Annotated in this window: 10 protein-coding genes; 2 read left to right on the plus strand and 8 right to left on the minus strand. The window is 71.3% G+C overall.

Translation table 11 applies throughout. The features are described 5' to 3' along the window. Positions 1-65: 65 nt before the first annotated feature. The 8 genes from ACFWE2_RS19710 to ACFWE2_RS19745 form a co-directional block, all read right to left on the minus strand. Complete coding sequence (locus ACFWE2_RS19710) at positions 66-1397, minus strand: ABC transporter substrate-binding protein (RefSeq protein WP_377225907.1); 1332 nt, start codon at positions 1395-1397, stop codon at positions 66-68. A 190-nt stretch (positions 1398-1587) separates the two neighbouring features. Continuing rightward, the gene (locus ACFWE2_RS19715; RefSeq protein WP_377225908.1) at positions 1588-2691 is read right to left on the minus strand and encodes a Gfo/Idh/MocA family protein; all 1104 of its coding nucleotides are present in this window, start codon (positions 2689-2691) and stop codon (positions 1588-1590) included. A gap of 133 nt (positions 2692-2824) precedes the next feature. Beyond that, complete coding sequence (locus ACFWE2_RS19720) at positions 2825-4315, minus strand: mannitol dehydrogenase family protein (protein WP_377225909.1); 1491 nt, start codon at positions 4313-4315, stop codon at positions 2825-2827. Further along, the gene (locus ACFWE2_RS19725) at positions 4308-5162 is read right to left on the minus strand and encodes an ABC transporter permease (RefSeq protein WP_377225910.1); all 855 of its coding nucleotides are present in this window, start codon (positions 5160-5162) and stop codon (positions 4308-4310) included. The genes ACFWE2_RS19720 and ACFWE2_RS19725 overlap by 8 nt, the downstream gene beginning before the upstream one ends. Next, positions 5162-6091, minus strand: coding sequence for an ABC transporter permease (locus ACFWE2_RS19730; RefSeq protein WP_377225911.1), 930 nt, complete (start codon positions 6089-6091; stop codon positions 5162-5164). The genes ACFWE2_RS19725 and ACFWE2_RS19730 overlap by 1 nt, the downstream gene beginning before the upstream one ends. Next, the gene (locus tag ACFWE2_RS19735; protein ID WP_377225912.1) at positions 6088-7230 is read right to left on the minus strand and encodes an ABC transporter ATP-binding protein; all 1143 of its coding nucleotides are present in this window, start codon (positions 7228-7230) and stop codon (positions 6088-6090) included. The genes ACFWE2_RS19730 and ACFWE2_RS19735 overlap by 4 nt, the downstream gene beginning before the upstream one ends. Next, complete coding sequence (locus ACFWE2_RS19740) at positions 7231-8460, minus strand: extracellular solute-binding protein (protein WP_377225913.1); 1230 nt, start codon at positions 8458-8460, stop codon at positions 7231-7233. It abuts the gene before it with no gap. Between the two features lie 53 nt (positions 8461-8513). Then, positions 8514-9524, minus strand: coding sequence for a LacI family DNA-binding transcriptional regulator (locus ACFWE2_RS19745; protein WP_377225914.1), 1011 nt, complete (start codon positions 9522-9524; stop codon positions 8514-8516). Positions 9525-9653: 129 nt separating this feature from the next. Between ACFWE2_RS19745 and uxaC the strand changes: the two genes are divergently transcribed. Both uxaC and ACFWE2_RS19755 read left to right on the plus strand, forming a co-directional pair. After that, entirely contained in the window at positions 9654-11081 is a 1428-nt protein-coding gene (gene uxaC / locus ACFWE2_RS19750) for a glucuronate isomerase (protein WP_377225915.1), read from the plus strand. 228 nt (positions 11082-11309) lie between these two features. After that, positions 11310-13388 (plus strand): alpha-glucuronidase, encoded by a 2079-nt coding sequence (locus ACFWE2_RS19755; protein WP_377225916.1) that lies wholly within the window; start codon positions 11310-11312, stop codon positions 13386-13388. Positions 13389-13457: the final 69 nt, after the last annotated feature.

Genomic DNA, 13457 nt, shown 5'->3' on the forward strand with positions numbered 1-13457 from the left:
GGTCGTCCCCCGCGCGCCGCCGCGCCCGGCCGTACGGCCGCGCTCGGTAGTGGTGGCCGACATGGTCATTCCCCGCCGAGGTTGGCTTCGGCGCTCTGGAACCACTGGTCGGCGAACTCCTGTGCGTCGATGTTGCCGTAGGCGAGCTCCTCGCCCAGCCGCTTGAACTCGGCCTCGACCACGCCGTAGCCCTCGGCGGGGAGCGGCGTCTCGGCCGTGACCCGGTCGGCCACCTCGTCCTCGTAGGTGACGATCTTGGAATCGATCGAGCCTTCGGCCAGCTCCATCGCGTCCTTCTGGGCCGGTACGGCGGGCACGCCCTTGGACGTGCCGAAGATCTTGCCCACCTCGGGGTCGTTCACCAGGAAGTCGATGAGCGCGGCCGCGGCGTCCGGCTCGTCCGTGTTGGCCGACGACGAGAGCAGCATCGACGGCTTCCAGAACTGCTGCGAGCCGTCGGCGCCCGTCGGCACCGGCAGGATGCCGAGGTTCTCCGTACCCGCGCCCGCCGCATAGCCGGCCAGCATGTTGTCCCAGGTGATCTCGGTGGCCGCCTGGCCGACCTGCATGGCCGTCATCGGCTCGACCTGCTTGGCCCGCTCGACCGGGAAGAACAGCTTGTCGTCACGCAGCGGCTGCGAGCGTTCGATCCAGGCGACAAGGTCCGCCTTCTCGAAGGCCGGCGTGCCGTCCTCCGCGAATGCCGTCTTGCCCTGCTGGAGCAGCCACTGGATGAAGAGCCAGAGGGCGCCCGTGTAGTCGGTGCCGCCGTAGACCTGCGGGTCGTGGTCGGCCCCGGCCTCGCTGACCTCGCGGATCCAGGCGTCGTACTCGTCCCAGGTCAGGCCCTCGGCGGGCGGCTCGACGCCCAGCTCGTCCAGGAGGTCCTGGTGGTAGAACATGCCCAGCGTGTTGGTGCTGGTCGGGATGCCGAACTGCCCGCCGTCGACCGACCCGGAGCCGAGCAGCGTCTCGTCGTAGCCGCCGGTCTCCAGGTTGACGCCGACCTGGCTCGACAGGTCGAGGAGCTGGTTGTTCGACGCGTACTGGTGGATGTACGCGAGGTCCATCTGGAGGACGTCGGGGAGGGTCTGACCGGCCGCCTCGGTGGTGCGGGCGGTCCAGTAGTCGTCCCAGGCCTGGAACTGGGTCTGGACGTCGATGTTCGGGTGCTTCTCCTCGAACAGCTTCACCGCTTCCTCGTAGCGGGCCGCGCGGTCGTCGTCTCCCCACCAGACGAGGGACAGCTCGATGTCCCGGTCGGTGGCGACGGGCGCGGCCTCGCCCGAGCCGGCGGCGCTGCCGCCCCCGCACGCCGAGAGGGTGAGCGCGGCGACCGCCGCGATAGCCGTTGCGTGGACGGCGGCCTTGCCGGTGGTGGTGCGTGTGCGAACCACGTGAGCCTCCTTGCTCGTGCTGCTGTTGGCACGCCGGCTGCATCCTCGACGGCCGACTGAATCGATACAATACCGCTCCGGGAAGCGTTGTCCAGGGCTTCAGGTCAGGAATTCGTAACGAAGTGCACCGATACAACCCATCCGTCCCGGCCGTGGGCCGGGTCGCCGGAACGGGTGCCGGGCCGGGCCGTCACACAGGCGCCGGTGCGGTGTCCTTCACCGGCGGCCACGCCGGTCCGGTACCACGCATGGACTCGTGGAACGGGTCACCGGGTCCGATCTCGCCGGCCCGGACCACCGTTCCGGTGAACGCCGACCGGTAGATGGCGGCGACCAGCTCGAGCGTGCCGCGCACGTCGGCCACGGTGACCGGTGGCGCCTCGCCCGCGACGAAGGCCCGGTAGGTCGGCAGGAGCTGGGCAAGGTGCCCGGAGGGCAGGGCCGCCGGGTCCGGCTGCCACAGCCGCCCGACGTCGTCCCGGCCCTGCGCGGGCGTGAACGTCCAGTCGGCGTCGTCGTACCCGTACAGGTGCGACAGCTCGATCGTCGCCGCCTCGGTGTCGAACCGCAGGTCGGAGGTCTCCCGCGGGGACAGCAGGGAGTTGGTGACGGTCGCCATCGCACCGTTGGCGAAGCGGACTATCGCCATCGACACGTCCTCGGTGTCCACCTCCCGGGCGAGCCGTCCGGCCATCGCCGTCACCTCGGACCAGGGCCCGAGGACCGCCAGCAGCAGGTCGAACTGGTGGATGCCGTGACCCATGGTCGGGCCGCCGCCCTCGGTGTCCCACCGTCCGCGCCACGGCACCTCGAAGTACTCGGGCGCGCGGAACCACAGGGTGTCGCAGGTCGCGACGAGCGGGCGACCCAGCGCGCCGTCGTCGAGCAGCCGCCGTAGCTGGCGCACGCCGTGCCCGAACCGGTGCTGGACCACCTGGGTGAACGTCGCGGTGGAGGCCGCCTCGGCCGCCGCGATCCGGTCGATCTCCGCGAGCGAGAGCGTCGCCGGCTTCTCCACGACCACGTGCACACCCGCCTCGAGCGCGGCGACCGCCGCGTCCACATGGGCGCCCGGCGGGGTGCACACGTGCAGCACGTCGGAGTCGGCTAGCACGTCGGCCAGGTCGGTGCCGTGCCCGGCGACGCCGTACTTCTGGGCGAACGCCTCGGCGCGTGCCGGGTCGATGTCGAGGGCGTGCGCGAGGACGGCGTCCACGCCGTGCTGCGACAGCCCCGCGATCGCTTCCGCGTGCGTCCCGGCGATGGCACCCGTACCCAGGATCGTGACTCTCATGTCTCTCCATCCTCAGCGAGAAGCTGAATCGTTTCACCAAGCGTTTTCGACCGTACCAGGCACCGTTGAGTGCGGGATATTTGCGCCCAGAAGCGGGCTGAGCGCACAAATATCCCGCACTCAACGAGGAGGGTCAGCGGACCGCGTCGATCTCCTCCGCCACCGCGTCCAGGAAGGTCTCCGGGGTGGTTTCTGGGAGGAGGCCCGGGAGTCCTAGGAGGGCCCTTACGTCTTCCTCGGCGCCCGCCAGTCCTTCGACGTCGCCGAGGCCGTCGGAGCCGCCAGGCACCTCGAACGCGCTGACCACGGCCTCGAGCTCGTCGGCCCGCGGGTCGTCGACGCCCTCGCCGGAGAGCGTCCGACGTCGGACGAACTCCGCCCAGGCGGCCAGCGCGAACGCCACACCGCGCGGCTCCCGGCCGGCGGCCAGCGCGTCGCCGAGGACGCCGCCCCACCGGTACGGGATCTTCTGCGTCCCGTCCATCGCCACCTGGGCCGTCGTGTGCCCGGTGTGCGGGTTGGCGAACCGCGCGAGGATCTGCTCGCCGTACTGGTGCAGGTCCAGGCCCTCCGGCGCGGTGAGCGTCGGCAGCGCGTCCTCGAAGAGGTACTGCCGGGCGCGCTCGGCGATCGCAGGATCGGCCATCGCCGCGGCGATCGTCGTGTGCCCTGCCAGCCACCCGGAGTACGCGACCAGGGAGTGCGTCCCGTTCAGCAGCCGCAGCTTGGCCTGCTCGAACGGCGCGACGTCCTTGGTCAGGGTGGCACCGGCCGCCTCCCACGCAGGGCGCGGGCCGGCGAACCGGTCCTCGATCACCCACTGCGCGAAGGGTTCACCGACGACGAGCCCCTCGTCCCGCGCACCCAGCAGCTGCTCGACGTGGTCGCGCTGCTCCGGCGTCGTCGCGGGCACTATCCGGTCGACCATCGAGCACGGGAACGTGACGTGCGCGTCCAGGAAACCGCGCAGGACGTCGCCCTCCGGCCCGGGCAGGCCCGCGTCGACGGCCTGTCGCACCAGACGTTCGAGCACGCGTCCGTTGTCCACCATGTTGTCGCAGGTCAGCACGGTGATCGGCGCGCCGGATCCCGCACGCGCCGCGAGGCCCCGCACGAGCAGCCCGATCGCCGACGTCGCAGGGCGCACCGGCGACTCCCCCTGCACGTCCGCCCGCACGGCCGCCAGGTCCCCCGCGACGGCGTCCAGGTCGAGCGCCCCGTCGGGGGTCCGGGCGTACCCCTTCTCCGTGATCGTCAGCGTGACCACGTGGGTCGACGGCGCCGCGAGCGCCGCCAGCACCCGCTCGGTCTCCTCGGCGGGGTAGGCGACGTCGACGACCGAGCCGATCAGCTCGACGGACGACTCCCGCTCGCCCGCCGTCAGCACGGCGTACACGCCGCCCTGCGGGCGGAGCTGGTCGCGGACGGTCGCTGACCGCTGGGTCACGCCGAGGATCCCCCACGAGGTGTCGCCCGTGGCGATCGCCGCGCGTTCGGTGTAGACGGCCTGGTGCGCCCGGTGGAACGCGCCGATGCCGAGGTGGACGATGCCCACCGCCGTCGGCATCACCGGCGCGTCGATGCCCACGGGGACGTCGTCCCGGTGCAGGCGGTCGTCAGTCATCGCGTGTCTCCTTCACCTGTGCCACGAGCTGCGTCGGGTTCACGAACCGCAACGCAACCACGAGCATGACGAGCATGGTCGCTGTATAGATCACCGACATGGCCGAGATGAGCTGTCTCGCCTCACCACCGCCGGCGGATGTCATGCCACGGTAGATCGCCACGACGAGTGTGTCCGATCCAGGGCCGGACACGAGGAACGTCAGCTCGAACAGCCCGACCGTCCGGACGAGCACGAGGATCGCCGCCGCGAGGATGCCCGGCACGAGCAGCGGGGCGAGGACCCGCGTGAACACCTGCCGGGTCCGGGCCCCGCACATCCGGGCGGCGGACTCGATGGCCGGGTTGATCTGCTCGATGAACGGCGTCATCGTCAGGATCACGAACGGAACGGACGGGACGAGGTTGACCAGCACGACGGCGGTCAGCGTGCGCCCGAGCCCGAAGGAGTACATGACCGTCGCGAGCGGGATGCCGTAGGTGATGGGCGGCATGAGCACCGGCAGCAGGAACAGCAGCATGACCGCGCGCTTGCCCGGGAAGTCGCGGCGGGCGAGCACGTACGCGGCGGGCACCCCCACGGCGATGGAGATGACGACGACGAGCGCCGCCACGCCGACCGTGACGCCGACGACCTCGGCCAGCGCGAACCGGTCCCAGGCCTCCGTGTAGCGCTCGGTGGTCAGACCCTCGGGCAGCCAGGTGTCGAACCACTGCCGCCCGAACGAGTCGACGACCACCGCGACGAGGATGCCCAGCAGGAACACCCCGAACGCGGTCATGCCCGCCCAGACGAACCAGGTGGACGGGCGGGCGGCGATCGGCCGCTCCAGCGTCGATGCGGCCATCAGCCCTTCCCTCCGGTCGTGCCTCGGTACAGCAGCGACCGCAGGCCCAGCACGACCACCACGACGATCAGCTCTACCGCACCCATCATCAGCGCGATGGTGGACGCCATCGCGTAGTCGTTCTGCTCGCCGAACGCCCGGAACGCCATGAGCGACATGACCCGGGTCTCGCCCATGGCGTCACCGACGAGCCGCGCCGACGGGAACACGGAGAACGCGAGGACGAACGTCAGCACGAAGGTGGTCGCGAGCCCCGGGGCGAGCAGGGGCAGGATGATCCGCCGGAACCGCTGCCACCAGCCCGCCCCGAGCGTCTTGGCCGCGCGTTCGAGCGACGGGTCGATGCCGGACAGGTAGGACGAGATGAGCAGGAACGCGAACGGGAAGCCGGTGATGACCAGGGAGAACATGACGCCCAGGTAGTTGTTCACGAGCTTGAGCGGTTCGTCGACGAGGCCCATCTCGAGCAGCGTCCGGTTGAGCCAGCCCTGGCGTCCCGCGAAGATCAGCAACCCCTGGGCGGTGAGCACCGTGCCCAGCGTGATGGGGAGCACCAGCAGCGACGTCAGCAGCCGCTTGCCGCGGAACCGGTGCCGCAGCACCATCGCGACCGGCACCGACGCCAGCACGTTGAACAGGGCGGCGGGGAGCGCGAGCCGCATGGTGATGCCGACGGAGTCGAACACGAACGGGTCACGGAAGAACGCCACGTAGTTCGCGAAGATCCCGCCGCCCCACTGCTCGCGCATCGCCGCGGTGGGCTGGACGGTGAGCCCTATCCCGTAGGAGAACGGGTACACGAACAGAGCGACCGCCACGACGAGGCCGGGCACCAGCAGGAGCAGGGCCGGGTCGACACCCCGCTCGGCCAGCCGGTGCCGCAGGCTCGCGGTGGCCCGCCCCGGCCGCGGCCCGGCGCCGCCGCTCAAGCCCCTGCCCCCTCGGCTGCGAGAGCGACCTCCACCGGCGCGACGGCGTCCAGCGACTCCGGGAACACCAGGACCCGCTCGGCCGGCGCCGTCAGCCGGACGGCGCTGCCGACCTGCGGGGCCGACGGCGTCCGGGCGTGCAGCATCGTCTCGCCCGTCTGCACCCCGACGGCGTGCTCACGACCGTGGTACTCGACGACGGCGACGGTGCCGGGAACGGCGCCCGCTCCGTCGGTCGACGCAGGCTCATCCTGCTCGACCACGAAGTCCTCCGGCCGGATCGCCACCCGCACCTGGTCACCCGCGCCCAGGGCGCCGACGGCACGCCCCGTGAGCCGTGCCCCGCCGTCGGCCGTCCCGGGGAGGGCGACCACCACCTCGCCGCCGGACGCCGAGACGACGGTCGCGGTCAGGATGTTGCGGTATCCCATGAAGTCCGCGACGTACCAGCTCGTCGGGCTCTCGTAGAGCTCGTCGGGCGTGCCGACCTGCTGCACGCGCCCCTCCCGCATGACCACCAGGCGGTCGGCCAGGGACAGCGCCTCCTCCTGGTCGTGCGTCACGTAGATGGTGGTGAGTCCCAGCGACTGGTGCAGCCGCCGGATCTCGGTGCGCATGTCGAGGCGGAGCTTCGCGTCGAGGTTCGACAGCGGCTCGTCCATGAGCACCAGCGAGGGTTCGAGGACCACGGCGCGCGCGATCGCGACCCGCTGCTGCTGCCCGCCCGAGAGCTGGCCCGGCAGCTTCTTCGCGTGCTCGCCGAGCTTCACGAGCTTGATCGCCTCGCGCACCCGCGCGTCGATCTCGGCCCGGGGCCGCCCCTGCATCTGCAGGCCGAACGCGACGTTCTTCTCCACGGTCAGGTGCGGGAACAGCGCGTAGGACTGGAAGACCATCCCGAACCCGCGCCGTTCCGGTGGCAGCGTGTCGATACGCCTGCCGTCGAGCAGGATCTCGCCGTGCGTCAGCGGGAGCAGGCCGGCGAGGCAGTTCAGCGCGGTCGACTTGCCGCAGCCCGACGGCCCGAGCAGGGCGACGAACTCCCCCGACCTGATCGTCAGGTTCAGGTCGGACAGCGCGTCCACCCCGCCGAACCGCCGTCCGACACCGCGCAGCTCCAGGGAATCGAAGTCACTCACTCAGGCCCCCTCCTCCACCTTGCCGCCGCCGACCTCGCGGTCCCAGATGTCGAACGCCTTGACCATCGACTCGGCGTCGAGCGGCACGACGGCGTTCTGCGACTCGATGAGCTCGTCGAACATCGGGCGGCCGAACTCCTCGATCACGTCCTGCGACTCCTGCGGCGCGAGGTCGAGCGTCGCGCCCTCGACGGCCGGGCCGGGGTAGAAGTAGCCGGCGTCGTACGCCTTGGCGTTCTGCTCCGGCGTGAGCATGTCCTGCAGCAGGAGCATGATCGCGCTGATCTTGTCCGCGCTCTGCCCCTTCGGGATCGCCGCGTAGTGCGCGTCGGTCACCCAGGTGAAGTCGTCGAACGCGGCGGCCTGCAGCTTGTTCGGGAGCTGGCCCTCGGCGCGCGGCGCGATCTCCCAGCCGGTCGTGGTGGGGATCATCGCCCAGGTTCCGTCGGCCATGTTGGTGACCACCTGGCCGGTGCCCGTCGGGTAGGTGTCGACGTACTCGCCGAGCTCCTTGAGGTACGCCCAGGTCTTGTCCCAGCCGTTCTCCGGGTCGGTCGGGTCCTCGTCACCCAGGATGTACGGCAGGCCCATGAGGAAGGTGCGGCCCGGGCCCGAGTTGGCCGGGCGGGCGTACCCGAACTTGCCGGGGTTGGCCTTCGCCCACTCCAGGAGCTCGTCGGGGCTCGCGGGCGGCGTGTCGACGACGTCCGGGTCGTACTGCAGCAGCGGCCCCGACGGGTAGTACGTCGTCACCACGCCGAAACCCTGGGCGAGCTCCTGCATCTTGGCGGCGGGCTCCAGGTAGTTCTCCTGGTTCGACACGCGGTCGCCGTAGTCGTCGACGATCGGGAGCCACAGGTCCTGGCTGATGCCGGCGGCCAGCCCGTCGTTCCCGGTGAACACGACGTCGATCGACAGGTTGCCGCTGTCGACCTGCGGCTTGACGATGCCCGTCACGTCGGGCGCGCCGCCCGTCTCCCAGGTGACCGACTCGATGACGTCCGGGTTGTTCTCGACGAACTCGTCGACCATGCCCTCGGTGAGCCGCTGGTTGCCCGCGACGTCGAGGATGTTCAGCTTGACGGGCTCGGAGGGGGTCTCGGGGACGTCCGCCGCGTCGGTGACGGCGCCGCCGCCCTCGCCGCCGGGAGGCGCGGGCGGGGCGCAGGCGGTCAGCAGGGTCAGTGCCGCGACGCCGACGAGCGCAACGGCCTTCTTCGAGGTGCGCATGGTGCCTTCCTCTCTCGGGCTCCTTCGCCCAGGTTGTGTTGCCGGGACGGGCGTCAGTTGACCGGCCCGGCAGGTGCGGGTCCTGTGGACCCGCGAATCGTGAGCTCCACGGGGAGCTGTGAGCTGGCGGACGTCCCGCCGCGCAGCCGTGCCAGCAGCAGGTCGACGGCGCGCCGGCCCAGGCGGGCGAGCGGTGCGTGCACCGTCGTGAGCGCCGGCGAGACGAGGGTGGCGAGCTGGACGTCGTCGAACCCGACCACGGACATCTCGCCCGGGACGTCGACGCCGCGGTGCCGGAGCCGGTCCAGGATCCCGAGGGCCATGAGGTCGTTGAACGCGACGACGGCGGTCACGCCGCCGGCCAGCGCGTAGTCGGCCGCCTGGATGCCACCGGCGAAGTACGGCTGGAAGGTGCCGAGCTCCACCAGCTCGACGTCCCGCTGCCCTGCGGCAGCCTTCAGCCCGGCGACCCGGCGGCTTCCGGACCAGGACGAGGACGGCCCCGCCGCGACGCCCACCCTCCGGTGCCCGAGCGCGTACAGGTGCCCGAGCACCTGGGCGACGCCGTCGGCGTCGTCCACCGAGACGCACGGAACCTCCGGCGTCTCGGAGTCGGCGCTGCCCGCCAGCTCCCGGCTGGCCAGGACCGCGGTCACGCCCGCCAGCGCCGCGCGCAACTCCGCGTCGCCCGACCGTGGCGAGGCGACGAGCAGGCCGTCCGTCCGGGCGGCGAGGGCGCCGATCAGCTCGGCCTCGACGTCCGGGTCCTCGTCCGAGTCGGCGACGAAGACCTCGTAGCCCTCCGCACGGGCACGCGCCTGCACGGCCTTGGTCACGGTGGCGAAATAGGGGTTCTCCAGGTCGGGCACCAGCAGGCCGACGGCGTGCGTGCGCCCGACCCGCAGACCGCTCGCCGCCTGGTTGGGCCGGTAGCCGAGCTCCGCGGCCACCCGCGTCACACGTTCGAGGGTCTCCGCGGCCACCCGTTCAGGGTTCGAAAGAGCCCGCGACACCGTGGAGATCGAGACCCCGGCGGCGCGTGCGACGTCGTGCACCGTGACCATGGCACCCCCTTTTGAGACCGTTGCGACGCTGCAAACGTTTGCACCATACCCTAGGTTAAGGTGCAAACGTTCGCACCACCCTCCGTCCGGCCGACCGACCGGCCCGGCAACGACGCCAGGAGCACACGAATGACCGCTTGGACCCTGCATCCCGACCGGGCGCTGCCCGCGGACCCCGTGACGCGACCGATCGCCCGCGAGATCTACGAGGCGGTGCAGGACCTCCCGATCGTGTCGATGCACGGCCACGTCGACGTCACGGCCTTCGCCGACGACGAGCCGTTCCCGGACCCGGCGCAGCTCCTCGTGGTGCCCGACCACTACCTGACGCGGATGCTCGTCTCGCAGGGCGCGCGGCTTCCGGAGCTGGGCGTCGGGCCGGCCGACGGGGCCGGCTTCGAGTCCGACCCGCGCGAGATCTTCCGGCGTTTCTGCGCGGGCTGGAAGCACTTCCGCGGCACGCCCACGCGGTACTGGACGGAGCACGAGCTCGTCGAGATCTTCGGCGTCACGGTGCGCCCTTCCGCCGAGACCGCCGACCGGATCTACGACCAGATCGCCGAGACCCTCGCCGACCCGGCCTTCCGGCCGCGTGCCCTCCTCGACCGGTTCGGCATCGAGGTCATCGGCACCACCGACCCCGCCTGGAGCACGCTCGACGAGCACGCCCGCCTCGCCGTCGACCTACCCGGCCGGGTGCTCCCCACCTTCCGCCCGGACCCGCTGCTGCACCCCGCCCGGACGACCTGGCGGGGCGACCTGGAACGGCTCGCCGTGGCGTCGGGCGTCACCATCAACACCTACTCGGACTATCTCGAGGCGCTCCGCGAGCGCCGCGCGGCCTTCGTCGCGGCGGGCGGCCTCGCCACCGACCACGGCCACCTCAGCGCGGACACGACCCCGCTGCCCGACGACGTCGCGAGCAGCCTGTTCGAGAAGGCGCTGGCGGGTGGCTCCGACGGATCGGGGATCAGCGCGGCGGAGGAGTCGGCGTTCTCCGCGCACATGCTGTTCCAGATGGCGGCGATGTCCGTGGAGGACGGCCTGGTCATGCAGCTCCACCCCGGTGTGCTCCGGGATCACGACCCTGCCGTCGCTGCCATGTTCGGTCCCGACAAGGGGTACGACATCCCTGTCGTCACCGAGTTCGCGCGCGGTCTGCGGCCGGTCCTGGAAGCGTTCGGCAACTCGGCGAGCTTCCGGATGATCGCGTTCACCGTCGACGAGGACGTGTACTCGCGTGAGCTGGCGCCGCTCGCCGGCGTGTATCCGGCGCTCCGCCTCGGTGCGCCCTGGTGGTTCCTGGACGCCCCGGACGCGATGCGCCGGTTCCGGGAGGCGGCGACGGAGACCGCGGGGTTCTCGAACATGTCGGGCTTCGTCGACGACACCCGCGCGTTCTGCTCGATCCCCGCGCGCCACGACCTGGCCCGCCGGGTCGACGCCGGGTACCTGGCCCGGCTGGTCGCCGAGCACCGCCTCGACCTGGACGAGGCCGTCGACACCGCGGCGGACCTGGCCTACCACCTGCCGAAGCAGGCGTACGCGGCCCGCTGACCGCTGCTGGTCAGGCCTCCTCTCCTTCGAGGTCTAGGTTCCTCCGTCCTGAACCGTGTCAGAACGGAGGAACCTAGACCTCGAAGCGCGCCGTTCGCGGGGCACTCGGACCCGTCACGTTCCTGGGCGGACCCCGGTCCGGAGTGGACCTGGACCAGTGCGCTGAGGCACAGTTCAAGCACGCCCCCACATACCTGCACATCAATCGCAAGACGGACGGGACGATCCATGACCGGTGATACTCAGCGCTCCGTGCCCCATCCGGCCTGGCTGCCCGACGACGCGTTCGCCGCGATCGGCAGCCGCCGCGTGGTGGTGGCGGGCGACGGCGTCCTCGCGGGAACGGTCGCGGAAGAGGTGGCGGCGGCGACGGCTCGGTTCGGCGGTGCGTTCTCGCGCCTCGAGGTGGGCGACGGCGTGTCCGACGCCGAGCTGGTGCTGACGCTCGCGCACTTCGACTCGGCGTCGGCCGACCACTCGACCGACGAGAGCTTCCGGTTCATGCGCGAGGCGGGCGCCGTCGTCGTGCAGGCAGAGACCGATGCCGGGCTGCTGCACGGCCTGTTCCACGTGGTGCGCCTCGGCGAGGCGGCGTTCGAGGGGCCGGACGCCGACGAGACGCACGCCCCCGCGACCGACCTGCGGATGCTCGACCACTGGGACAACGTTGACGCGCACCCAGTCATGGGCCAGGTGGAACGTGGGTATTCCGGCGGCTCCATCTTCTACGACAACGGTTTCGTCCGCGCGGACCTGACCCGCGTCGAGCGGTACGCCCGGCTGCTCGCCGCCGTCGGGATCAACCGGGTGGCGATCAACAACGTCAACGTGCACGCGCGTGAGGCGCGCCTGCTGACCGACGATTTGGGCGACGTCGTCCGGATCGCCGCCGTCTTCCGGCGCTGGGGCATCCGGGTGCACCTGTCGGTGTCGTTCGCCTCGCCGATCATGCTCGGCGGGCTCGCCACGTCGGACCCGCTCGACCCGGGTGTGGCGCACTGGTGGGTGCGCACGGCGGCGCGGGTGTGGGACGCGATACCGGACTTCGGCGGGTTCGTCGTCAAGGCCGACTCCGAGGGCCAGCCGGGCCCGTTCGCCTACGGACGCACGCATGCCGACGGCGCGAACATGCTGGCCGCGGCCGTCGAGCCGTACGACGGCCTGATCCACTGGCGGGCCTTCGTCTACGACCACCGGCAGGACTGGCGCGACCGGTCCACCGACCGCGCCCGCGCCGCCTTCGACCACTTCCAGCCGCTCGACGGCACCTTCTCGGCGAATGTGATCCTGCAGGTCAAGTACGGTCCGCTCGACTTCCAGGTGCGGGAACCGGTCTCGCCGGTCCTTGCCGCGATGCCCAGGACGCGGGTCGCCCTCGAGCTGCAGGTCACCCAGGAGTACACGGGGCAGCAGAGGCACGCCGTCTACCTCGGTCCGCAGTGGAGCCAGATCCTCGGGTTCCGGTTCGGGGACCTGACCGGAGGGGCTGGCGGCTCCCCTACCGTCGCGGATCTCGCGACCGGCCGCGGTGAGGCCGCCGAGGACCCTGGCACCGGCACGTGGCACAAGCCCGCCGGCGGCTTCGCCGCCGTCTCGAACGTCGGCGACGACGAGTTCTGGACCGGCCACCCGTTCGCCCAGGCCAACCTCTATGCGTACGGGCGGCTGTGCTGGGACCCGACCCTGGACCCGGCCACGGTGCTCGACGAGTGGGTGGGCCTCACCTTCCCGGGTGCGCCCGACGCCGTCGGGCAGGCGGTGCACGCGGTGCTCGACCGGTCCTGGGAGACGTACGAGCAGTACACGGCACCGCTCGGTGTCGGCTTCATGGTGCGTCCCGGCCACCACTACGGCCCCGACGTCGACGGGTACGAGTACACCCCGTGGGGCACCTACCACTTCGCGGACCGTGACGGGATAGGGGTCGACCGGACCGTGCGAACCGGGACCGGGTACGCGGGCCAGTACCCGTCGCCCTGGCGCGAGGCCTACGAGTCGCCGTCCACCTGCCCGGACGAGCTGCTGCTGTTCTTCCACCACGTGCCGTACTCGCACGTGCTGCACAGCGGGAAGACCGTGATCCAGCACGTCTACGACACCCACTTCGAGGGCGTCGAACGGGTCGAGGCGATGATCCGCGCGTGGTCGGCGGTCTCGAAGCTCGTGGACCCGCGCCTCTCCGAACGCGTCGCGGACCGGTTCGCGGAGCAGCTCCGGAGCGCCACCGAGTGGCGCGACCAGATCAACACCTACTTCCTGCGCAAGTCGGGGATCCCGGACGAGCGTGGGCGCACGATCTACCGGTAGCGCCTGCGGGCCGGGTTGAGTGGTCGGCAGTACGTCAGGTGATCGGCAGCCCGAGCTGCCGATCACCTG

Origin of the sequence: Promicromonospora sp. NPDC060271, from assembly GCF_042726755.1 — a bacterium.
Lineage (GTDB): Bacteria > Actinomycetota > Actinomycetes > Actinomycetales > Cellulomonadaceae > Promicromonospora.